General features: G+C 70.0%; 23 protein-coding genes. 12 read left to right on the top strand and 11 right to left on the bottom strand.

From position 1 onward, the window contains the following. Window positions 1-27: 27 nt before the first annotated feature. The gene (locus tag FVP33_RS14365; protein WP_147784369.1) at window positions 28-900 is read right to left on the bottom strand and encodes an SIS domain-containing protein; all 873 of its coding nucleotides are present in this window, start codon (window positions 898-900) and stop codon (window positions 28-30) included. Between the two features lie 167 nt (window positions 901-1,067). Here FVP33_RS14365 and FVP33_RS14360 point away from each other — a divergent pair, with 167 nt between their 5' ends. The 7 genes from FVP33_RS14360 to FVP33_RS14330 all read left to right on the top strand — a co-directional run bounded on the left by FVP33_RS14360 (window position 1,068) and on the right by FVP33_RS14330 (window position 7,500). Then, window positions 1,068-2,135 (top strand): amidohydrolase family protein, encoded by a 1,068-nt coding sequence (locus FVP33_RS14360; protein WP_147784368.1) that lies wholly within the window; start codon window positions 1,068-1,070, stop codon window positions 2,133-2,135. A 94-nt stretch (window positions 2,136-2,229) separates the two neighbouring features. Next, a complete protein-coding gene (locus FVP33_RS14355) occupies window positions 2,230-3,318 on the top strand; it encodes a DNA glycosylase AlkZ-like family protein (RefSeq protein ID WP_147784367.1) in 1,089 nt (362 codons plus the stop codon). Window positions 3,319-3,373: 55 nt separating this feature from the next. Then, window positions 3,374-3,751 (top strand): YciI family protein, encoded by a 378-nt coding sequence (locus FVP33_RS14350; protein WP_147784541.1) that lies wholly within the window; start codon window positions 3,374-3,376, stop codon window positions 3,749-3,751. Continuing rightward, on the top strand, window positions 3,748-4,926 hold the full coding sequence (locus tag FVP33_RS14345) for an RNA polymerase sigma factor (protein ID WP_246142349.1): 1,179 nt from the start codon (window positions 3,748-3,750) through the stop codon (window positions 4,924-4,926). The genes FVP33_RS14350 and FVP33_RS14345 overlap by 4 nt, the downstream gene beginning before the upstream one ends. A 92-nt stretch (window positions 4,927-5,018) precedes the next feature. Next, the gene (locus FVP33_RS19570; RefSeq protein WP_187270731.1) at window positions 5,019-5,420 is read left to right on the top strand and encodes a type II toxin-antitoxin system VapC family toxin; all 402 of its coding nucleotides are present in this window, start codon (window positions 5,019-5,021) and stop codon (window positions 5,418-5,420) included. Window positions 5,421-5,447: 27 nt separating this feature from the next. After that, window positions 5,448-5,921 (top strand): hypothetical protein, encoded by a 474-nt coding sequence (locus FVP33_RS14335; protein ID WP_147784365.1) that lies wholly within the window; start codon window positions 5,448-5,450, stop codon window positions 5,919-5,921. A gap of 145 nt (window positions 5,922-6,066) precedes the next feature. Then, window positions 6,067-7,500, top strand: coding sequence for an HNH endonuclease signature motif containing protein (locus tag FVP33_RS14330; RefSeq protein ID WP_187270730.1), 1,434 nt, complete (start codon window positions 6,067-6,069; stop codon window positions 7,498-7,500). 103 nt (window positions 7,501-7,603) lie between these two features. Here FVP33_RS14330 and FVP33_RS14325 read toward each other — a convergent pair whose 3' ends face one another. Further along, window positions 7,604-8,464 carry a class II fructose-bisphosphate aldolase gene (locus FVP33_RS14325; RefSeq protein WP_147784363.1) on the bottom strand — a complete coding sequence of 287 codons (861 nt, stop codon included), beginning with the start codon at window positions 8,462-8,464 and terminating at the stop codon, window positions 7,604-7,606. Then, entirely contained in the window at window positions 8,461-9,777 is a 1,317-nt protein-coding gene (gene melA / locus FVP33_RS14320) for an alpha-glucosidase/alpha-galactosidase (protein WP_147784362.1), read from the bottom strand. Before melA ends, FVP33_RS14325 begins: the two co-directional genes overlap by 4 nt. A 126-nt stretch (window positions 9,778-9,903) precedes the next feature. Here melA and FVP33_RS14315 point away from each other — a divergent pair, with 126 nt between their 5' ends. Further along, window positions 9,904-10,719 carry a DeoR/GlpR family DNA-binding transcription regulator gene (locus FVP33_RS14315; RefSeq protein WP_147784361.1) on the top strand — a complete coding sequence of 272 codons (816 nt, stop codon included), beginning with the start codon at window positions 9,904-9,906 and terminating at the stop codon, window positions 10,717-10,719. 40 nt (window positions 10,720-10,759) lie between these two features. Here FVP33_RS14315 and FVP33_RS14310 read toward each other — a convergent pair whose 3' ends face one another. The 3 genes from FVP33_RS14310 to FVP33_RS14300 are packed head-to-tail and all read right to left on the bottom strand — an operon-like array spanning window position 10,760 to window position 13,388. Next, window positions 10,760-11,788, bottom strand: a complete 1,029-nt coding sequence (locus FVP33_RS14310) for an NAD(P)/FAD-dependent oxidoreductase (RefSeq protein WP_147784360.1) — start codon at window positions 11,786-11,788, stop codon at window positions 10,760-10,762. Next, window positions 11,785-12,321: an isoprenylcysteine carboxyl methyltransferase family protein gene (locus FVP33_RS14305; protein ID WP_147784359.1), complete on the bottom strand. Its 537-nt coding sequence runs from the start codon at window positions 12,319-12,321 to the stop codon at window positions 11,785-11,787. Before FVP33_RS14305 ends, FVP33_RS14310 begins: the two co-directional genes overlap by 4 nt. Then, window positions 12,318-13,388, bottom strand: a complete 1,071-nt coding sequence (locus FVP33_RS14300) for a type III polyketide synthase (RefSeq protein ID WP_147784358.1) — start codon at window positions 13,386-13,388, stop codon at window positions 12,318-12,320. Before FVP33_RS14300 ends, FVP33_RS14305 begins: the two co-directional genes overlap by 4 nt. Before the next feature lie 73 nt (window positions 13,389-13,461). Between FVP33_RS14300 and FVP33_RS14295 the strand changes: the two genes are divergently transcribed. After that, on the top strand, window positions 13,462-14,367 hold the full coding sequence (locus FVP33_RS14295; protein ID WP_246142348.1) for an EamA family transporter: 906 nt from the start codon (window positions 13,462-13,464) through the stop codon (window positions 14,365-14,367). Window positions 14,368-14,375: 8 nt separating this feature from the next. On the opposite strand, the gene epsC is transcribed toward FVP33_RS14295, so the two are convergent. Beyond that, complete coding sequence (epsC, locus tag FVP33_RS14290; protein ID WP_147784357.1) at window positions 14,376-14,954, bottom strand: serine O-acetyltransferase EpsC; 579 nt, start codon at window positions 14,952-14,954, stop codon at window positions 14,376-14,378. A gap of 4 nt (window positions 14,955-14,958) precedes the next feature. Further along, window positions 14,959-15,897: a cysteine synthase A gene (gene cysK, locus FVP33_RS14285; protein ID WP_147784356.1), complete on the bottom strand. Its 939-nt coding sequence runs from the start codon at window positions 15,895-15,897 to the stop codon at window positions 14,959-14,961. A 357-nt stretch (window positions 15,898-16,254) separates the two neighbouring features. Between cysK and FVP33_RS19565 the strand changes: the two genes are divergently transcribed. Continuing rightward, window positions 16,255-16,422 (top strand): hypothetical protein, encoded by a 168-nt coding sequence (locus tag FVP33_RS19565; RefSeq protein WP_187270748.1) that lies wholly within the window; start codon window positions 16,255-16,257, stop codon window positions 16,420-16,422. Further along, entirely contained in the window at window positions 16,415-16,891 is a 477-nt protein-coding gene (locus tag FVP33_RS14275; RefSeq protein WP_147784355.1) for a MaoC/PaaZ C-terminal domain-containing protein, read from the top strand. The genes FVP33_RS19565 and FVP33_RS14275 overlap by 8 nt, the downstream gene beginning before the upstream one ends. Before the next feature lie 32 nt (window positions 16,892-16,923). Here the strand turns inward: FVP33_RS14275 and FVP33_RS14270 are convergent, their stop codons facing one another. From FVP33_RS14270 to FVP33_RS14260, 3 genes are read right to left on the bottom strand one after another with little or no spacing between them, the layout of a single operon-like run. After that, a complete protein-coding gene (locus FVP33_RS14270; RefSeq protein ID WP_147784354.1) occupies window positions 16,924-17,466 on the bottom strand; it encodes a cysteine hydrolase family protein in 543 nt (180 codons plus the stop codon). Continuing rightward, window positions 17,463-17,666, bottom strand: a complete 204-nt coding sequence (locus FVP33_RS14265) for a hypothetical protein (protein WP_147784353.1) — start codon at window positions 17,664-17,666, stop codon at window positions 17,463-17,465. Before FVP33_RS14265 ends, FVP33_RS14270 begins: the two co-directional genes overlap by 4 nt. Before the next feature lie 43 nt (window positions 17,667-17,709). Next, window positions 17,710-18,105, bottom strand: a complete 396-nt coding sequence (locus FVP33_RS14260; protein WP_187270729.1) for a DUF302 domain-containing protein — start codon at window positions 18,103-18,105, stop codon at window positions 17,710-17,712. Between the two features lie 219 nt (window positions 18,106-18,324). On the opposite strand from FVP33_RS14260, the gene FVP33_RS14255 reads away from it, so the two are divergent. Further along, the gene (locus FVP33_RS14255) at window positions 18,325-20,886 is read left to right on the top strand and encodes a cation-translocating P-type ATPase (protein WP_222706729.1); all 2,562 of its coding nucleotides are present in this window, start codon (window positions 18,325-18,327) and stop codon (window positions 20,884-20,886) included. The last annotated feature ends 2 nt before the right edge of the window (window positions 20,887-20,888 follow it).

Genomic DNA, 20,888 nt, shown 5'->3' with positions numbered 1-20,888 from the left:
GTGGTGGTGCCGAACGGGGGAAAAGGATCAGGGCAGGATGACCGACCTGGTGAGGTGGCGCGGCTTGTCCGGGTCGAGGCCGCGGCTCTCGGCGAGCGCCACCGCGAGCCGCTGGGCCTGCACAAGCTGCACGAGCGGGTCGGAGGCATCCGACCGCACCGTGGCGCCGGTCGCCTCGATGTCCGCGATGAGGTCGGGTTCGACGGCCCCGAAGATCCAGACCAGCGATCCGGGGTGGGCAACCGCGATCGGTCCGTGACGGTAGTCGAGAAGGGGGTAGGACTCCGACCAGGCCTGCGCGGCCTCGCGTACCTTGAGCGCGGCCTCCTGGGCGAGCCCGTAGGTCCAGCCTGATCCGAGGTAGACGAAGTGGTCGAAGTCGGCCACCTCGATGCCGAGCGGCTCGGCGATCGCGGCGGCCGCGGCCTCCGACACCCCGGTCACGTCGTAGCCGTAGGCCTGACGCGCGAGAATGAGCAGTGCAGAGGGGAATCGCGTCTGGACGACGGATTCCTCGTCGGCGAAGCCGAGCACGAGGGTGCTGTCCACGAGCGCGTGCACCGCCTCGTGGGTGACCGCGGTGATGGCCGCGGTCGGGGTGCCGGCGTCGACGAGGGCGAGCGCGGCGAGCACCTCGCTCGTGCTGCCGGAGCGGGTGATGGCGACCACCCGGTCGTAGCGGCGGCCGGGGGTCCACTCCGAGGCGTAGGCGGCATCCGTCTCGCCGAGCCCGGCCCGCTCCCGAAGCACCGCGAGCGACTCGGCGACGAAGGCCGAGGTTCCGCAGCCCAGGAAGAGCACTCGCTCTCCGGCCAGCCCGAAGGCCGAGCGGTCCTGTTCGAGAAGCGCCTGCGCCCACACGGTGGGTTGGCTGGCGATCTCTGCCGACGTGATGCTCATCTGGTGCACTGGTCCTCTGCCTACGCTGTGGCGCCGCGCGCCTCGGTTCCCCCATCGTGGGTGCCGGACTGTTCATATGACAAGAAAACGGGCTGAACCGATCAGTTTCTCTGAGCGTTTGACGGCGTGAAGGTGCGGGCACGATCGGGCTATGACAGGGTCGGAAAATGGATTCTCCCGACTGGGCAGCCCTCGCCGACCTCCGTCTCACCGAGTGGACGCCGCGGTCGCAGCTGACCAGGCGGGTGACGGAGGTGCCCCGCGCGCGGTTCCCCGCCATCGACATCCACAATCACCTCGGTCGCTGGCTCAGCGACGGCGAATGGATGAGCGGAGACGTCGCCGCTCTGCTCGCGCTCATGGACGCGCGCAACGTGGAGACGATCGTGAGCCTCGACGGAATGTGGGGCGACGAGCTCGAGGCCAACCTCGACCGCTACGACCGCGCACATCCCGGCCGCTTCCTCACCTTCTGCCAGCTCGACTGGGCGCTGCTCGTCCAACCGGACGGCGAGCGGATGCTCCGCGACTCCCTCGACGACAGCGCGGCACGCGGCGCGAAGGGCCTCAAGGTGTGGAAGAACCTGGGTCTCACCGTGCGCGACGCCTCCGGTGCCCTCGTGCTGCCGGATGACGACCGCGTGGTGCGCGTGCTGGCCCACGCGGGGGAGCTCGGGCTGCCGGTGCTCATCCACGTGGCCGACCCGAGGGCGTTCTTCGAGCCGGCGGACGAGAACAACGAAAGACTCGACGAGCTGCTGCAGCAGCAGGACTGGTGGTTCGGCGACACCGACCGGCATCCGACGTTCGAGCGCCTTCTCGACGCCCTCGCGACCCTCGTCGTCGCCACTCCGGGCACGCGCTACATCGGTGCCCATGCCGGCTGCGCCGCCGAGGATCTCGACCGGGTCGAACGACTGCTGGCCGCGGCGCCTCACTTCAGCATCGACATCGCCGGGCGGATGGCCGAGCTCGGCCGCCAGCCCCGGCGGTTCCGCGAGCTGATCGAGCGCTTCCCCGACCGCGTGCTCTTCGGCACCGACATCTACCCCATCACGAGCGAGCAGTACGAGCTGCACTTCCGTTTTCTCGAGTCCCGAGACGAGGCCTTCGAATACGCGCCGGAGTCGCCGATCCCGCCGCAGGGCCGCTGGACGGTCTCGGCGCTGCACCTCTCGGATGCGCAGCTCGAGGCGATCTACCGCGGCAACGCCCTGCGCGTGCTTGGGTTCTGAGAGCGGCGAACGCTCCGGGCCCTGCCCCGCCCACTCCGCACGCGGCGACGTGCTTTTCCTTCGGCTCCGGCGACGCAGGGAATACGGTGGTGGCGTGACGGCGCACAGGGTGACTCGGCAGCAGGCCAGGCAGATCGCGGTGCGGGCCGCCTTGCTCTCCGCCGAGCGGCCCGACGACCTGCTGGGGATGGTGCACGATCTCGCCATGCTGCGGGTGGAGCTCACCACCACCGTCGCGCCCGCCGCCGACCACGTCTGCTGGTCCCGCCTCGGGTCGTCCTACCGAGCGGTCGACACCGAGCGCGCGCTCAGCCAGGGGCTGCTCTTCGAGCGCGGCTGGATGCTGCGGCCGATGTCCGACCTCGGACTCTTCCTCGCCGGCATGCGCACCTGGGCGGATCGCAGCGGCACCCGCGGCTGGATCGAGGCGAACGAGGACTTCGCCCGGAGCATCCTCGACCGCATCGCCGACGAGGGACCGAAGACGTCGCGAGACCTCCCGGACGAGGCCGTGGCCCCCTGGCCGTCGACCGGCTGGACCAACAATCGCAACGTCACCCAGATGCTCGAGTGCCTGCACATGACCGGCAGGCTCGCGGTCGTGGGCCGCGTCGGACGCTTGCGCATCTGGGACCTCGCCGAGCGGGTGTTCCCCGAGGCGCCGGAGGTGCCGGCCGACGAGGCTCGGCGCATCCGCAGCGAACGGCTGCTCGCCGCCTGCGGCATCATGCGCGACAGCATCGCCGTCTCCCCGACCGAGCTGCACGGTGTCGCCTCGGTCGGCGAGCCCGCCATCATCGAGGGTGTGCCAGGCAAGTGGCGGGTGGATCCGGCCCAGCTCGACCGGCGGTTCGAGGGACGCACCGCCCTGCTCTCCCCCTTCGATCGGCTGATGACCGATCAGCAGCGCGTGGTCAGGCTGTTCGATTTCGACTACGCGCTCGAGATGTACAAGCCGGCCGAGAGCCGCATCTGGGGCCAGTTCGCGCTTCCGATCCTGCACGGCGACCGGTTGATCGGCAAGGTGGATGCGCGGTCCGACCGCGACTCCGGCACGTTCGTCGTGCACCGGGTGCACGAGGACGAGCCGTTCGATCGCGCGACCCGGGCGGCGGTCGACGCCGAGATCGAGGCCCTCGCCTCCTGGCTGCGGCTGCGAGTAGTGCGGGGCGCTGTCGATTGACGCCTCCCCGCGTCGTCACCTCTATGACAGCAACACTCACGAGAAAGGATCCATGATGCGCTACTCACTCCTCCTCAACTACTCCGAGGCCGGCGGGGCCGAGGCGCCCGCCGAGGCGATCGCCGAGGCCCGGGCCGCCTTCGACCGCTACGCCAAGTCGCTCGACGCGGCGGGCGTACTGCTCGGCGCCGACGTGCTGCAACCGGTCGCGGCATCCACCACGGTGACGCTGCGCAACGGCAGCCTGGAGGTGCAGGACGGTCCGTTCGCCGACACGAAGGAACAGCTTGGCGGAGTGTTCCTGATCGATGTGCCCGACCTGGATGCCGCCCTCGCCTGGGCCGAGAAGTGCCCGGCCGCGCAGTGGGGAACCATCGAGGTGCGCCCGACGGCCGTCTACTTCGCGGGGGGACAGTGGAACCAGGCGGCGTGACCGCCGCGGCGCGGGCGGAGGAGGTGGCACGGTCGTCCTACGGACGACTGCTCGCCGTACTCGCCGCCCGCACCGGCGACATCCCTGCCGCCGAGGATGCCCTCGCCGACGCCTTCGAGCGTGCCCTGCGCACCTGGCCAGCGGCCGGCATCCCCGACAACCCGGAGGGCTGGCTCGTGACGGTGGCGAAGAACCGCTGGCTCGATGAGCTGAAGCGACGTCGACCCGTGCCGGAGCCGGTCGAGACCGTGGTCGACGACCCGGACCGCATCCCGGACAAGCGTCTCGAGCTGATGTTCGTCTGCGCGCATCCGGCCATCGACGCCGCGGTGCGCAGCCCGCTCATGCTGCAGGTGGTGCTGGGGTTCGAAGCCTCCGCGATCGCCGCCGCCTACGCGATGCCGACAGCCACGATGGCGCAGCGGCTGGTGCGGGCGAAGCGGCGGATCCGGGATGCGAGAATCCCCTTCGTGGTCCCCGCGCGAGACGACATGCCGACCAGACTGCCCGCGGTGCTGGAGGCGGTCTACGGCGCGTATGCGATCGAGTGGCAACTGGTCTCCGACACGACGGTGCGCGACTCCCTCGCGCTCGAGGCACTCTCGCTCGCCTCGCTTCTGGCAACCCTCCTGCCCGACCCGGAAACCCTCGGGCTCGCCGCGCTGCTCTCGCTCTCGATCGCCCGCGCCCCGGCGCGCCTCAGCCGCGGGATGCTGGTGCCGCTCGACGAGCAGGACACCACCCTGTGGGACCACGCCCTCATCGCCCGCGGCGAGGCGCTGCTCAACCGGGCGCATGCCTACGGCCGCATCGGACGCTTCCAGCTCGAGGCCGCCATCCAGTCCGCGCACTGTGCCCGGGCAGCGACCGGCGCCACGGACTGGCCGACGCTGCGGAGCCTGCACGCGGCGCTTCTGCGGGTCGCGCCGACACTGGGCGCGACGGTCTCACTCGCCGCGGTCACCGCCCGGATCGACGGTCCCCTCGCCGGGCTCGCGTCGCTCGATGCGCTCGGTTCGCCGGTCTTTCAGCCGTTCTGGGCCGTGCGGGCGCACCTGCTGGCGGAGCTGGGGCGAGCGGATGAGGCTGCCGAGGCGTATGCGAAGGCGATCAGCCTGACGACCGAGCCGGAGGTGCGGGCGTACCTGGTCGCGCGGGCCGGCGCGCCACGATGACGGCGGTTGGCGCTGCGATCGGCAGTCGGCGGTGCCGGGCGACTGTGGGCCCCTCCGGGCACACTGTCGGCGGTGCCGGGCACACTGGCGTCATGACGCGCTACGCGATCGACGCCCTCACCGCGATCCGCCTCGCCCGCGAACGATTAGCCGTGCCCGCCGAGCATCACCTTGTGGCGCCGAAGTCACTGCAGAGCCAGGCGCTCTCCCTGCTCTACCGCGCCGTGCGCCGGGGCGAGCTGACCGAGGGGGAGGCGAAGGCGATCCTCGACGGCATCACGACCATGGGCATCCGCCTGCTCGGCGATCGGGTCTCGCGCGGGGTCGCGTGGCGCGTCGCCGGCCAGCTCGACTGGGACGACATCGGCGACGCCGAATACCTTGCGGTGGCCCAGCTTCAGGCGGATGCGTTCGTCACCCTGGACGCGAACCTCGCGCGGCAGGTCGAGGGCATCGTCGCGCTCGCGCCCTTCGAGGCGCTTCTGGCGGGATGAGCCCGGGATCAGCTCCATAATGAGCTCGTGGCAGCGCAGACATTCGAGTTGACAACAACGACCATTTCGGCCGACCCGCCGGCCGTTATCGACTTCCTGATGGATCTCACGCGGCACCGCGGCCTGCATCCCTACGTGGTGTCCGCCGAGGTGGTCGCGACAGGATCGGACGACGACGGTGCCTGGTCGGACTGGCGCGTCGTCGAGCGCCCTCGGCTCGGCCCGTTCCGCTACTCGATCCGCTTCCCGGCCCGAATGCTCCGCAGCTCGGAGACCTCGATGGTCGGCACCGTGCGCGCAGCGCCGGGATGCTCCCTCCTCACGACCACAGTGGCCGGTCTCGTGGATGGGCAGACCGTGCTGACCGAGACCACCACGGTGACCGCGCCGCGGCTGGTGGTCGGCTACATGACCTCGCAGGCGCGGCTGGCCCATGCGCGCACCTACTCGCTGCTGCCCGGGCAGTTCGCGATCGACCCGGGCGTGCCGGGCGGTCGCTGATTCGGGATCGGCTCGGCACCTTCTCCACCTTCCTCTTCCTCTGCACAGGCGCTGTCCTCTCCTCCACAGACCCCCGGATTCGCCGGTTGTCCACCAGTTTTCGAGATCTATTCACATTTATGTTCGACACTGGGAAACTGTCTGTATGGCAGTTCTCGAAGACACGTTCACCGAATCGCTCACCGCGATTCGGTCGGCCGCGTGTGCGCTTCCGACAGCTGCAACCGCGGTCCGCGCTGTAGACGACGATCGCCTGCTTGACGCTCAGCGCATCCTCGCCGAGGCGCGCCGTGCGCTCGACGCCTCGGCGTCCGTCATCGCCGGCGAGATCGCACATCGCTCGCGCCGGGAACTCGGGTACGACGGACTCGCGCAGCGCCTGGGCTTCCGCACCGCCGAGAGTCTCCTGCAACACACCGCCGGCTCAACCACTCGGGACGCCTCGACACTCGTCGCGGTCGGCACCCTGGTGCACGAGGCCAATTCCGTGCTCTGTTCCGATGTGCAGATCGATGACCTGCCCGATCCCTGGCTCCTGGCTGTCGGGAGTGCGGTGGTATCCGGTTCCCTCTCGGTGGATGCCGCAGGCGCCATCCGCACCGGTCTCGGGGTCCCATCTGCGCTGGTCACCAGCGAGTTGCTGACCGTCGCGGTGCAGGCGCTCCTCGCCGAGGCGCCCGCGCTGCATGCCGACGAGCTGCTCACGCGCGCGCGCCGACTGCGCGACGACCTCGATGGCGATGGAGTGGCCCGACGCGAACAACAACTGCGCGACGAGCGCTCGATCCGCCGGGTTCGGCGAGCAAACGGGCTCAGCCGATACATCGTCGATCCCGACCTCGAGGCCGCCGCCTTCTGGGACGACCTCTACGACCGCGTCACCGCTCCCCGCCGAGGCAACGTCAGCTTCCTCGGCGCCGAGGACCGCGCCTGGGCGGATGCCGCCTCCGGTGGCGCCCGGGGCGACGGCCGGACGGTCGACCAGTACGTGCACGACACCTTCACCGACCTGTTGCGCCTCGCCTGTGACGGCGACACCCCCGCCGGCCGCCGAATCGTCGGATCCCGTTCGCCCTCGGTGCGAGTGCTCGTCACCGCCCGGGCGCTCGAAACCGGCGTCGGAGCAGGTCACCTCGAAGGCATCGCCTCCCCGGTCTCCCTCGCCACGGTCGAACGACTCGCGTGCGCGCACGGCGCGGTAGCCATCTCCTTCGACTCCGCCGGCAACGCCCTCGACGTCGGCCGCGAACAGCGGCTCTACACCGCCCGACAACGAGTCGCGCTTGCCGCTCGCGATGGCGGATGCCGCTTCCACGGCTGCGACCGACCACCAAGCTGGTGCGAAGCGCACCACATCGACCACTGGCATCGCGACCACGGCCAGACCGATCTCGAACGCGGGGTGCTGCTGTGCCGACATCACCACATGCTCGTGCACAACAACGGGTGGGAGATCGCGCACGACGAAGCCGGCTACTGGCTCATCCCGCCCGCGAGCGTCGACCCCGAGCAGACGCCACGGCCGATGCCCTCCAAGAGCGCCGCCCTTCGAGACCTCTATGCCTCCCGGCTCGCGTAGCGGCAGCGCGCGTGCATTCCCCCCTCGGAGCACCCTCGCCAGCCTCCGGTGGGCGCCGGGCACGCAATCATCGAGCTCGCAGCCCTCCGGCGCGGCGCCGCCATCACTGGCCGGCGATGACCTCGCACAGGTGGGCAACCAGCTCGCTCACCCGATCACGGGCCGGGGCGAGGTAGCGTCGCGGGTCGGTCAGGTTCGGCTGGGCGGCGAGCACGGCGCGCACCTCGGCGGTGAACGCGACATTGAGTCCGGTGCCCACATTCACCTTGCGGATGCCAGCGGCGATCGCCCCCCGCAGCACCGCATCCGGCACACCGGACGAGCCGTGCAGCACGAGCGGCACCGATACGGCGTCGGCGAGCCTCGCGATGAGGTCGAGATCGAGCGATGCGGTCTGCTCCGTCATCGCGTGCGAACTCCCGACCGCCACGGCGAGACCATCGACGCCCGTGGCCGAGACGAACCGGCTCGCCTCGAGCGGGTCGGTGCGCGCCCCCGGCGCGTGTGCGCCGTCCTTGCCTCCCACCTCGCCCAGCTCGGCCTCGATCCAGTAACCGGCGGCGTGACCGCGAGCGACCGCGGATGCCGTGAGGGCGACATTCTGCTCATACGGCTCGGTCGACGCGTCCACCATGAGGGATCCGAGGCCGAAGCCCGAGCCGGACCGTGGCCCGAGCGAGATCGCCTCGTCGATGAGTGCCGCCGACTCGAAGTGGTCGAGGTGGATGCCGATGGGTGACCGCGCACAGGCCGCGAGCTCCCGGCAGGCCGCCACCATCGGTCGCAGCCCGCCGTGGTAGCGCACCGCGTTCTCGCTCAGCTGCAGCAACACCCCCACGCCGGCCAGGTCGGCTCCGGCGACGATGGCCTCCGCGTGCTCGAGCGAGATCACGTTGAAGCTCGGCACCGCACCGCGGCGCGCGACCGCAGCGGCCATGAGAGTGGCGGTGGGTGCGAGCGTCACAGCGCGTCCGCGGGGATGAGCTCCCGCAGGGGCTCGGGCAGCAGAGCGCCGTGGGCCGTGACGAGGTCGTTGCAGAGTTCCCAGATCTGCTCGGGGGTGAGGCTGGAGTTGGCGTTCGGGTCCATGAGCACGGCCTGCCGGATCAGCCGGGGATCGCCGGTGCGTGCGGCCTCGATCGTGAGCTCCGCCACCGAGAGGTACGGGCGGTTGAGGGCGGCGCACTGCACGGGCAACGCCCCGATCGCGTGCGGCGCGAGGCCCGAGGCATCCACCGTGGTCGGCACCTCCACCACGGCGCCCTGTGGGAGGTTGTCGATCAGGCCGTCATTGACCACGTTCGCGTGGATGACCCTCGGCGTGCCGGTGACCATCGAGTGGATCACCTGCGGGGCATATTCAACCGCGTTCTGCTCGAGCACGAGGGGGGTGCCGTCGGCGAGGGACCGCTTGGCCTGCTCGAACTCGGCCACGTTCTCCTCGCTGATGCCGATGTACTCGAGCGGCCGCAGGCGATAGCGCTCAATCTGCTCGGCCGAACGCAGGAACCAGGGCAGGTACTCGGACGAGTGCTCGCTCGTCTCGGTCGGGTAGAAGCCCAGCCGACGGAAGATCTCCACCCGAACGCGGCGCGACAGGCCATCATCGCTCAGGATCTTCTCGCGCAGCAGCGGATACAGGTCCTCACCGTCGCGCGTCCACTCGAGGAGCCAGGCCTGGTGGTTCACTCCGGCCGCGCGATAGCGGGTCTCCTCGATCGGCACCCCGATCAACTCGCCGAGGTCGTGCACGGTCCAGTAGACGCTGTGGCAGAGACCGACGGCCTTCACCTCGGGGGCCGCCACGGAGGCCCACCAGATGTTCATCGCCATCGGGTTGGTGTAGTTGAGCAGCCAGGCGTCCGGGCAGTAGCGGCGGATGTCCGCGGTGAGCTCGCTCAGCACGGGGAAGGTGCGCAGGCCCCGGAACACGCCGCCGATTCCGGTGGTGTCACCGATGGTCTGGTTGAGGCCGTAGCGAGCCGGGATCTCGAGGTCCTTGCGGGTGGCGTCGATGCCGCCCACCTGGATGGTGTTGATCACGAAGTCCGCGCCCTCGAGGGCAGCCCGGCGGTCGAGGGTGGAGGAGATCGTGGCGCGGGCACCGAGCCTCTCATTGACCTGGCGGGCGGTGCCCTCCGCCACCGCGAGCCGCGCAGCATCCACGTCGTGCAGCACGAGCGTCGCGTCGGCGAGTTCGGCGAATCCGAGCAGATCGGCAACCAGTTGGCGGGTGAAAACGACGCTTCCCGCGCCAATGAAGGTAACCGTTGTCATAGAGCGATCATCGACTTGTATGATCAAACCGCGCAAGTTTTCGATCTCTTTTTCGTCGAAGTGGTCAGAATTCCTGAGCGATTGACGCAAATCAGCCGATGTAGAACAGCCGATGAAGGACAACGGATGAGTCTCGCAGCACCGGGTTTCCTCGTTCCGCGAGCCGCCTCGTCCAAGCGGTCGCAGCGCATGGTCTCGATCCTCGAACTGCTGGGCCGCGACGACACGGTGTCGCTCTCCGCGCTCTCCGAGGCGCTCGGCGCCTCGGCCGCCACCATCCGCCGCGACCTCGCCGACCTCGAAGCGCAGGGACTGCTCGCCCGCACCCATGGCGGCGCCCGGGCCATCGGCAGCCAGTCCGAGCTGCCGGTGCGGCTCAAGGACTCCCAGTTTCGGCGCGCCAAGCAACTGATCGCCCTCAAGGCCGCCCAGCTCATCCCGACCGGACGCTACGCGATCGCGCTGAGCGGGGGATCCACCACGGCGGAGGTCGCCAAGGCTCTCGCCAACCGGTCCGAGCTCACCATCGTGACCAACTCGCTCACCACGGCCATGGAGTTCGCCTCGCGCCCCAACCTCAAGGTGCTCATGACCGGTGGGCTCATCCGCTCCAACTCCTTCGAGCTTGTGGGCTCGCTCGCCGAGAACACCTTCAACGCAATCAATGTCGGCACGGCGATCCTCGGCACCGACGGCATCAGCGCCCTGGTCGGCGCGACCACCCACGACGAGACCGAGGCGAAGACCAACCTCGCCATGGTCACGCATGCCGAGCGCGTGCTCGTGGTGGCCGACGGGTCGAAGGTGGGACGCATCACGCTGGCGAAGGTGGCCGGACTCGACCAGATCCACGAGCTCATCACCGATTCAAGCGCGGACCCGGAGGAGCTGGAACGCATCGCAGCGACGGGGGTCGTGATCCACGTGGTCGAGGTGGACTGACCCCTTCTCGGGCTTGTCCCGACCATGGCCGACCGAACCGTCAGCGGGCGAGCCGGTCCACCACGGCCCCGAAGAGCCCGGGCAGGGCTGCGGCCGTCGGAACGATCCCGGCCCGCAGCGGGGAGTTGGCCGCAGCGACGAGCCCCGCGGTGAGAAGCCGGAAGTCACGCGTGCGCCTCGACCACTCCCTCTCATACCGGCCCGGGTCATCCGCATCCACGCAGTCGATCGCCGCCCGGGCCTGGGCCAGGCCCACCCGGATGCCCTCCCCCGTGATCGCGTCGACATAGCCGGACGCGTCGCCGACCAGCATCACCCGGCCGAGGGAGCGCGCGGTGGTGCGCTGGCGGAACGGGCCAGCGCCGCGCAGGTCGCTCGCCGGGCGCCGACCGGCCACCCGCGCCGCGAGTTCGGGGATCTCGGCGAGCGCCCGCTCGAAGTTGGTACCCTGCGGGCCGAGCATCGCGATGCCGACCAGGTCGTCGCCCACCGGGGTGACGTACGCCTCCACGGTCTTGGTCCAATAGACCTCGATGAGGTCGCCCTCCGGGGCCATCGAATAGTGCCGCCGCAGTCCGAACCGGCGAGTCTTCTGGGCGACCGGCCGCTCCAGCCGGGTGAGCCTCCGCACCGTGGAGTGCAGTCCATCCGCCCCGAGCAGATAGCGGGACCGGATTCCGCCGGCCGTGACGCCGGTGTCGTCCTGCTCGAGGGAATCCACCCGGCCGGACACGACGAGGACGCCGAGCTCCGCCGCCCGCGCCGACAGGGCGGAGTGCAGAATCGTCCGCCGCACGCCCCTGCCCCCGGCGCCGCCGAAGAGATGGTCGACCCGGGTCGTGCCGCTGCGATAGCTCACCCCGCTGAGCGGATGGCCGGCCGGGTCGACCCCGAGCCGCGCGAGCGCCGGCAGCGCCCCCGGCATGAGTCCCTCGCCGCAGGCCTTGTCGATCGCGGGGGCACGCGGTTCGATCACCGCCACCGTGAGCCCCAGCATCCGCGCCTCGATCGCCGCCGCCAGTCCGACCGGACCGGCACCGACCACTGTGACGTCGAAGTCCTCGGTCATGACGGAGGCGTCACGCTGATCTTCTCGAGGGCGGCGAGTGCGCGCTCCTCGGTCGGGATGCGGAACCCGAACAGCAGGATCGCGTTGAGCACCGTGAACGCGGCGGCCGTGATCCAGGCCGTGTGCACGAGCGGCAGCGCGATGCCCTCCGCGATCACGACCACGTAGTTGGGGTGACTGAGGAACCGGTACGGGCCGCGGGTGACCCGGCCGAGGCCCGGAACCACCACGATGCGCGAGTTCCACTGCCGGCCGAGCGTGCCGATGCACCAGTACCGCAGGCCCTGACAGGCGAGTGCGATCGCGAGCATCGGCCAGCCGAGCCAGAGAATGAACGGCCGGTGGCCGAGGAACACCTCGGCAAGACAGGCGAGCAGGAAGCCGGTGTGCAGCACGACCATGTACGGGTAGTGACGCTGGCCGTACTCCCGGCCGCCGCGCGCGAACGCCCACGCAGCGTTGCGGTTCGAGATCACCACCTCGGCGATGCGCTCGGCGCCGGTGGCGAGAATCAGCACGAGGAACCAGATCATGACGGCCACCTCAGCAGCACGAGTTCGGCGCTCACCCCTGGGCCGAGCGCGAACACGACGGTGTCGTCGCCCGCGATCTGCGTCCCGGCGGCGAGCTCCTCCGAGAGGATGTGCAGCACCGACGCCGACGAGAGGTTGCCCACCCGGGAGAGCGAGCTCCAGCTGTTGTCGAACGCGCCATCCGCGAGCCCCAGCGACGACTGGAACTGCTCGAGCACCCGGGGCCCGCCCGGGTGGGCGATCCAGCTGTCGATGTCGGCCACCGTCAGGTCGTTGTCGCCGAGGAACCCGGCGACGTCCCGGCCGAAGTTCGCCTCGATCACCTCGGACACCTGCGCGGTCAGGATGATGCGGAAGCCCGTCTCGCTGGCGTTGAAGCCGATCACGGATTCGGTGTCCGGGTAGAGCTGGCTCCTCGCGTCGATCACGTCCGGGCCGGTCACGGGCATCCGCTTCGCCCGTTCGTCGCCCACCATCACCACGGCAGCCGCGCCGTCGCCGAACAACCCGGTCGCCACGAGGTTGGCCATCGAGTCGTCGTCGCGCTGGAAGGTGAGCGAGCAGAGCTCGACGGCGAGCAGGACGCCGACGTCGTTCGGATGCCCGACCAGGTAGTCGTTGACGCGGGCGATTCCCGCGGCACCGGCCACGCATCCGAGGCCGTACATGGGCACCCGTTTCACGTCGGTGCGCAGGCCCAGCCTGGCCACGAGCAGCGCGTCGATGGACGGCGCCGAGATGCCGGTGACCGAGGTGAACATGACGTAGTCGATGTCGGCCGGCGCGAGCCCGGCGAGGTCGAGGGCGTCCCGAAGCGCGCGCTCGGTCAGGTCGGCGGCGACCTCGATGAACATACCGTTCGACTGGGTGAAGGTGGTCGGATCGAGGTAGCGCTCGATCGGCATCACGAGATGGCGGGTGTCGACCCTGCTCGCGCCGTGCAGCCGACGCATCACCGCCTGCTTGCCCGGGTCGGAGGTGACCATCGGCACGATCGTGTCGGTGATCTCCGCCTGCGTGTACAGGTGAGCCGGGAGCGCCGGGGCTACAGCAGCGATGCGGGCCATCCCGCGACGGTAACACGTTCCGAGCGTCGTCCCGAGTGTCGGCCCGAATCGATTTCGCCCCTAACGTTGCAGTGTGACCCCCGCATCCACGAGTCGACCGGCCGCGCGCCCGATCGGCGCCGTCGGACTCGTGGTGATCGGCCTCGTCTGCCAGGACGTGGGCGCCTCCCTCGCCGTGCTGCTCTTCCCCACCACCGGAGCGCTCGGCATGGTGGCCCTGCGGCTCGGCTTCTCCGCGATCGTGCTGCTGGCCGTCGCCCGTCCGCGGTTTCGCGGCCACGGCCGCAACGACTGGCTCACGGCGATCGCCTTCGGCGTGGCCCTCGCCAGCATGAATGCCCTCTTCTACGAGGCGATCGCCCGCATCCCGCTCGGCGCGACGGTCACGATCGAGGTGCTCGGTCCGCTCGTGCTCTCGGTGGTGATGAGTCGCCGCGCGGTGAGCTGGCTCTGGGCGGTGCTGGCCTTCGCGGGGGTGGCCCTGCTCGGGCAGGGCAGCTTCGGATCGCTCGACCCGCTCGGGCTCGTCTTCGCGTTCACCGCCGCCGCCGTGTGGGCCGGCTACATCCTGCTCTCCGCGCGCACCGGCGGGCGGTTCCCGCGACTCGACGGGCTCGCGATCGCGATGACCATCGGAGCGATTCTGGCCCTGCCGCTCGGCATCGCCTCGGCGGGTCCGGCCATGTTCCGGCCGGACATCCTGCTGCTCGGCGCGGCCGTGGCCATGCTCTCCTCCACCATCCCATACGCCCTCGAGCTGGTGGCACTTCGTCGGCTGCCGTCGGCGACCTTCGCCATCCTCATGAGCCTGTCGCCGGCGATGGCGACGATCGCCGGCCTCCTGCTTCTCGGGCAGACGCTCACGGTGGTCGGCGTCGTCGCGATCGCGCTGGTGATCGCGGCGAGCATCGGGGCGGTGCGCACCGCCTCCCGCACACCGGGAGGCGACACCCTGCCGAACCCGGTCGACGAGCTCTAGGCGCGGCTCTAGATGTAGATCGCGGGGTCGGTATAGGTGTCCGGGTGCAGCGGACCGGCCGGCGAGGTGGCGACCCTGGGCCGCGCGCGGGCGGGAATGCCGGTGATCACCGAGTCGGCGGGGGCATCCCGGACGACGACGGCGTTGGCCCCCACGATCGAACGATCGCCGATGCTGATCGCGCCGAGCACGCTCGCACCGGCACCGATGACGACGCCGTCGCCGATGCGGGGGTGACGGATCTCGCGTCGGGAACTCGTGCCGCCGAGCGTGACGCCGTGGTAGATCACCACGTCGTCGCCGACCACCGCGGTCTCGCCGATCACCACGCCCATTCCGTGGTCGATGAACAGCCGGCGCCCCAGGGTCGCGCCCGGGTGGATCTCCACCCCCGTGGCGAAGCGCACCAGCTGCGAGTAGACCCGCGCCGCCAGGCGGAGCCGCCGTCGCCAGAGCCAGTTCGCGACGCGGTGGCCCCAGATGGCGTGCAGGCCGGAATAGGCGAGGAACACCTCGGCGTTCGAATCCGCCGCCGGATCGTGCGCTCGAGCCGCGGCGATGTCCTCCCGCAGTCGAGAGAAGGCCACCCGGTCAGTCCGCGAGGTCTTCGTAGAGCACGGTGGAGAGGTACCTCTCACCGAAGCTCGCCACGATCACCACGATGGTCTTGCCCGCGTTCGCGGGGCGAGCGGCAACCTCGAGCGCCGCCTGCACGGTCGCTCCGGACGAAATGCCGGCCAGGATGCCCTCCTCCGCCGCGAGACGACGAGCCATCGCCACCGACTGGGCGATGTTCACGTCGATGATCTCGTCGTAGACGTCGCGGTCGAGAATCTCGGGCACGAAGTTGGCCCCGATGCCCTGGATCTTGTGCGGCCCAGGTGCCCCGCCGTTGAGGATGGCCGATTCCCGCGGTTCGACGCCGATCACCTGCAGGTCGGCCTTCTGCTCCTTGAGGAACTCGCCGGCGCCGGTGAGGGTTCCGCCCGTTCCGATGCCGGCGACGAAGATGTCGACCGCGCCCTCGGTGTCCCGCCAGATCTCGGGCCCCGTGGTGGCGTGATGGATGGCCGGGTTGGCCGGATTGGCGAACTGGTCGGCGAAGACGGCCCCCGGCGTGTTGGCGACGATGTCCCGCGCCGCGACGACCGCGGCGCTCATGCCACCGGCCCCCGGGGTGAGAACGAGCTCCGCGCCGTACGCGCGCAGCAGCATCCGGCGCTCCCGGCTCATCGTCTCGGGCATCGTGAGGATGACCCGGTAGCCGCGGGCGGCCCCGATCATCGCGAGGGCGATGCCGGTGTTGCCGCTCGTGCTCTCCACTATCGTTCCGCCGGGCGCGAGGGCACCGGAGGCCTCGGCGGCGTCGACGATGGCCACCCCGAGACGGTCCTTCACACTCGCGGAGGGGTTGTAGAACTCGAGCTTGGCGAGCACAGTCGCGCCGAGGCCGTCGGCCACTCGGTTGAGTCGCACGAGGGGCGTGTTGCCGAAGATCTCGGTGATGTCGTTGTAGATGCGGGTCGCCATTTTTCGCTCCTTCTCGGGTACAGGTATACGGTACTCGGCCTTGCCCGGAGCGGTGTCATGCGGTCCCGGCCCCTGATGGTCGGCCCTGCCGGTCGGGCCTGCCGGTCGGCCCGCCGGTCGGCCCTGCATTTGCCGGCGTCTCACTCGCCAGCACCCCGCGTATCTCCGGAGCTTTCGCGCCGTGATGCGGGCCGGGCGGCGTGTCGGGGCGAATTTCGGATGCCGTGGCCGAAACCTCCGGAGAAGCGCGAGTCGGGCGGGCGGGCGGGCGCCGCACCGGCGATGGTGTGGGCGCTCGCTCGCCGAGGCGGTCCACGCCCATAGGTTCGTGCGTCACCCCGGCGTTATCATCTGGCCATGACTACCGATCTTGAGAGTCTCTATCGAGACCTGCACGCCCACCCGGAACTCGGCTTCGCCGAACATCGAACGGCCGGCACCGTCGAGCGCGGGGTCTCCCACCTCACCGTTGCCGCGTTGGAGTGGTTGGCCGAGGGACGGGACGAGGCGGCGGCGCATGGCTGACACCGAGGCGCGCGGCCTGTACCTCGACGATCTCCACGTCGGGGACTCGTATCGCACGGCCGACTACGTCGTCAGTGAGCCGGCGATCCTGGCCTTCGGCGCGCAGTTCGACCCGCAGGTCTTCCACCTCGACGCCGAGGCGGCCACCGGCACGTTCTTCGGAGGGTTGGCGGCGAGCGGCTGGCACACGGCCGCCATCACGATGAACCTGCTCGTGACGAGCGGCCTGCCGTTCGCCGACGGGCTGATCGGCGCCGGTGCCGAGCTCTCCTGGCCGACGGCGACGCGCCCCGGGGACGTGCTCCATGCCGAGGCGGCGATCACCCAGATCACGCCGAGCCGGTCGCGACCCGATCGGGGCATCGTCACGGTGGAGAGCCGCACCCTGACCGCCGACGGTGAGGAGAGGCAGCGTCTTGTGGCCTGCATGGTCGTGTTCCGCCGCGACGCAACCCTGACACCGCGCTGAGGGCGCGCGCCCGAGAAACCGCGCCGGAGAAACTACGCCCGGAGTTCGGTCGATGCGACGACCACGGCCCCCGCGTCCCGCAGCGCGGCCATGAACGCCGCGTGCACCACGCTGCCCGGCAGGCCGATTCCCTCGAATTCGAGGTCGGGTGCCGCGCACGCGTCGTGCACGACCGTGACGTCGAGGCCCAGGTCGAGCGCCGCCCTCGTCGTGGCGTCCACGCACATGCTGCTCATCATCCCCACGACCACCAGGCCGTCGATGCCACCCTCCCGCAGGAGTGACTCCAGGGCGGTGTCGACGAAGGCGTTGGGCAGCGACTTGGTGAGCACGCGTTCCCCCGGCGCGGGCGCCAGGAGGGGATGGATCTCCGCCCCGCTCGTGCCCGGCAGAAAGAACGTCGCATCCGCTTCGCGCGAGACGTGCCGGAAGTGCACGACGGGCATCCCGGCCGACCGGGCGTCGGCGAGGATGCGGTGGCCGACCTCGGCGGCCGCCTCGCTCCCCACGAGCGGGTATGCGCCGCCCGGAAAGTAGTCGTTCTGGATGTCGATGACGAGTAGCGCCGTCGTCACGGAGCCCCCCTCAGCGCGAGCCACTTGATCGGGCGCGCGAGCACGATCAGCACCAGCGGGTAGAGGCTGGTGGCGGGGAAGAGCACCGTCACGATCAGGGCGACAAGGGTTATCGCGATCGCCACGACACCGTTGGTGAATCCGACGAGGCGCTGGACGCTCGGATCGACCGGCGCGGCACCGCCCGCGCCTCGATCCATCCGACGCTGCTCCCGGGACACGGACACCGCCGGACTCACGGCGCTATGCCTTCGAGCGCAGGGACTCGAGTGCCGCCGAAAGCTTCTCCCGGACATCACCGGCCACCCGCGTCATCTCGGGGTTCTCCGCGAGTTCCGCCATGATCCGCGGGTCGATCATCTCGACCACGATTCCCCCCTCGGCGCTGCGGACGACAACGTTGCAGGGCAGCAGCAGCCCGATCGATGGCTCCGCCTCGAGTGCGAGGTGGGCGAGGCTCGGGTTGCAGGCGCCGAGGATCAGGTTGCGACCGATCTCCACGCCGAGCTTGTTGCGCAGCGTCTGCTGCATGTCGATCTCGCTGACAATGCCGAAGCCCTGCCGCGCGAGCGCCTCGCGCACCGACGCCACGGCGTCGTCGAACGTCCCCGCGAGGGTGAGGCTCATTCCGTAACCCAAGATCTTCTCCTTCGAAAGCACGAAAGCACGCGCCCAACGGGACACGCTGCCACAGTACGCGGTCGACTCGGGCGGCGGCCAGACTGGGTCCCAGCGGTCGAGCGCATGTCTTCCCGTCCCGTGACCCGACGCCCCGCTCCCTCATGGGTGATACTGGCCTTGTAGTCGAGGCGCGCCCGCCCTCCGGCCGGTGACGCGCAGACCGCTGAGGAGGGCATCGTGTCGCAATCGGTGCCGCAGGTGCGTCCGACGGGTCTCTCGCAGGCGGAGGCGCTTGAACGCCTTCGCACCGATGGCCCCAACGAACTTCCCACCGCGAAGCCTCGAAACCTCCTGCAGCAGGCCTGGGAAATCGTGCGGCAGCCCATGCTGCTGCTGCTGCTCGGAGCGGGCACGCTCAACTTTGTCCTGGCCGAGCCCCTCGACGGTGCGATCCTGATGTCCTTCGTGGTGGTGGTCATCGGGATCTCGATCTATCAGGAGCACAAGACCGAGAACGCGCTGGCGGCCCTGCGTGACCTCTCCTCTCCGCGGGCGCTCGTCATCCGCGACGGCCAGCAGGTACGCATCGCCGGCCGCGACGTCGTGCGCGGCGATGTCGTGCTGTTGGTGGAGGGCGATCGGGTGCCCGCGGATGCCGTGCTCGTGGACGGCGTCAACGTGTCCGTCGACGAGTCCGCACTTACCGGTGAATCCGTTCCGGTGCGCAAGACGGTCGGCAGCGGGGACCCGGACGACGAAGCGATGGGGGAGCCGGGCGGGGACGCTACGCCATGGGTCTTCTCGGGGACGCTAGTGGTGAAGGGGCGGGCGATTGCGCTCGTGAAGGGCACGGCGGCGAACACCGAGCTGGGCCGAATCGGCTCGGCGCTGCGAACGATCCCGCAGGAACGCACCCCCCTCCAGCGGGAGGTCGATCGACTCGTGCGGGTGATCGCCGTGCTGGGTCTCGTCGTCGCGGTTGCCGTCGCCGTGATCTACGGCCTCACTCGCGGGGTCTGGCTTCAGGGCATCCTCGCGGGAATCGCCACCGCCATGGCGATTCTCCCCGAGGAATTCCCCGTCGTCCTCACCATCTTCCTGGCGCTCGGTGCCTGGCGGATGTCCCAGAAGCACGTGCTCACCCGGCGCACGCCGGTCATCGAGACTCTCGGTTCGGCGACCGTGGTCTGTGTCGACAAGACCGGCACGCTCACCATGAACAGCATGACCGTTCGGGAACTCCTGGTCGACGGCTCCACTCACGCGCTCGATGGGCGGCCCCTGCCCGCGGAGTTCCATCCGATCGTCGAGTTCGGACGACTCGCCTCTCCTCTCGATCCGTTCGATCCCATGGACCAGGCTTTCGAGGATCTGGCAGACACCTACCTGCCCGCCACCGAGCGCTCCCATGCGGGCTGGGAGCTGGTGCGGGAGTACCCCCTCTCCGAGGAGCTGCTCGCTCTCTCCCACGTCTGGCGTTCCCCGTCCGGCTCCGACTTCGTCGTCGCGGCGAAGGGCGCTCCGGAGTCGATCGCCGACCTGTGCCACTTCGATGAGACCGCGGTGGCCAGGCTCACCACCCTCGTCGACGCCGCGACGGCCCAGGGGCAACGCGTGCTCGCCGTCGCCCGGGCGGCCCTCCGCGCCGAGGGCGGCCTTCCCTCCGATCAGCACGATTTCGACTTCGAGTTCATCGGGCTCGCCGCACTGCACGATCCGGTGCGGCCGGGAGTCGCACAGGCGGTCGCCGAGTGCGCGCGGGCCGGGGTGCGCACGGTGATGATCACGGGCGACTTTCCCGGCACCGCGTTGGCGATCGCGCGCGAGATCGGTCTCGACGCCGAAGGCGGCTGCATCACCGGCCCCGAACTGCGCACGATGAGCGACACGGAACTCGCTCACCGCATTCGCACCGTCAGCGTCTTCGCCCGCATGGTTCCGCAACAGAAGCTGCAACTCATCCGGGCACTCAAGTCCAACGGGGAGGTCGTCGGCATGACCGGCGACGGCGTGAATGACGCGCCGGCCCTGCGTGCGGCGGACATCGGGATCGCCATGGGTGCCCGCGGTACGGATGTCGCCAGGGAGTCGGCAGCGCTCGTCATCACCGACGACGACTTCGCCTCGATCGTGGGCGGCATCCGCCAGGGACGCGGCATCTTCGACAACCTCCGCAAGGCGATGTCGTACACCATCGCGGTGCACCTGCCCATCGTGGGAATGTCGCTCATTCCGGTGTTCGTCGCGGACTGGCCGCTCGTGCTCCTTCCCGTTCTCATCGCCTTCCTCGAACTGATCATCGACCCGGCGTGTTCCGTCGTGTTCGAATCCGAGCAGATCGACCCGATGGTGATGGAGCAGAAACCACGGGGCCTCGGCGAACCGCTCTTCGGCCGTCGCGTACTCACGATCGCCGTGCTGCAGGGCGTGTTCGCCCTGCTCGCCGTGCTGGCCGTGTACCTGTGGGCGGTGCTGGGGAACCGACCGGATGATGTCGTGCGCTCGGTGACCTTCGCCACGCTGGTCACCGGCAACCTCGCGCTCATCCTGGTGAACCGGTCATGGACGCTCCCCGTCTGGCGCACGTTCCGGGAGCGCCTCAATCGCACCCTGAAGTGGATTCTGCTGGGAGGGAGCGCCCTGCTCCTGACAGTGCTGCTCGTCCCGCCGTTTCGGGCGGCCTTCAACCTCGGACCGATCGGACCGAGCGACTGGGCCGTCGCCATCGGCGCCGGCGTCGCCGGGGTCGTCTGGTTCGAGATCTACAAGGTCGTTGCGGGCCGCTCGCGCGCGACGTAGCC

It is taken from the genome of Lacisediminihabitans profunda (genome assembly GCF_008040105.1).
In the GTDB taxonomy this organism is placed as follows: Bacteria; Actinomycetota; Actinomycetes; order Actinomycetales; family Microbacteriaceae; genus Lacisediminihabitans; species Lacisediminihabitans profunda.
The sequence above is the reverse complement of the archived record's forward strand: the minus strand, read 5'-3'. Positions and strand labels throughout refer to the sequence as shown.

Bases quoted from the DNA above. Each gene is read 5' to 3' on its own strand.
- FVP33_RS14365 (WP_147784369.1), bottom strand. From the start codon at position 900: ATGAGCATCACGTCGGCAGAGATCGCCAGCCAACCCACCGTGTGGGCG.
- FVP33_RS14360 (WP_147784368.1), top strand. From the start codon at position 1,068: ATGGATTCTCCCGACTGGGCAGCCCTCGCCGACCTCCGTCTCACCGAG.
- FVP33_RS14350 (WP_147784541.1), top strand. From the start codon at position 3,374: ATGCGCTACTCACTCCTCCTCAACTACTCCGAGGCCGGCGGGGCCGAG.
- FVP33_RS19570 (WP_187270731.1), top strand. From the start codon at position 5,019: ATGACGCGCTACGCGATCGACGCCCTCACCGCGATCCGCCTCGCCCGC.
- FVP33_RS14330 (WP_187270730.1), top strand. From the start codon at position 6,067: ATGGCAGTTCTCGAAGACACGTTCACCGAATCGCTCACCGCGATTCGG.
- melA (WP_147784362.1), bottom strand. From the start codon at position 9,777: ATGACAACGGTTACCTTCATTGGCGCGGGAAGCGTCGTTTTCACCCGC.
- FVP33_RS14315 (WP_147784361.1), top strand. From the start codon at position 9,904: ATGAGTCTCGCAGCACCGGGTTTCCTCGTTCCGCGAGCCGCCTCGTCC.
- FVP33_RS14310 (WP_147784360.1), bottom strand. From the start codon at position 11,788: ATGACCGAGGACTTCGACGTCACAGTGGTCGGTGCCGGTCCGGTCGGA.
- FVP33_RS14305 (WP_147784359.1), bottom strand. From the start codon at position 12,321: ATGATCTGGTTCCTCGTGCTGATTCTCGCCACCGGCGCCGAGCGCATC.
- FVP33_RS14300 (WP_147784358.1), bottom strand. From the start codon at position 13,388: ATGGCCCGCATCGCTGCTGTAGCCCCGGCGCTCCCGGCTCACCTGTAC.
- cysK (WP_147784356.1), bottom strand. From the start codon at position 15,897: ATGGCGACCCGCATCTACAACGACATCACCGAGATCTTCGGCAACACG.
- FVP33_RS19565 (WP_187270748.1), top strand. From the start codon at position 16,255: ATGACTACCGATCTTGAGAGTCTCTATCGAGACCTGCACGCCCACCCG.
- FVP33_RS14275 (WP_147784355.1), top strand. From the start codon at position 16,415: ATGGCTGACACCGAGGCGCGCGGCCTGTACCTCGACGATCTCCACGTC.
- FVP33_RS14265 (WP_147784353.1), bottom strand. From the start codon at position 17,666: ATGGATCGAGGCGCGGGCGGTGCCGCGCCGGTCGATCCGAGCGTCCAG.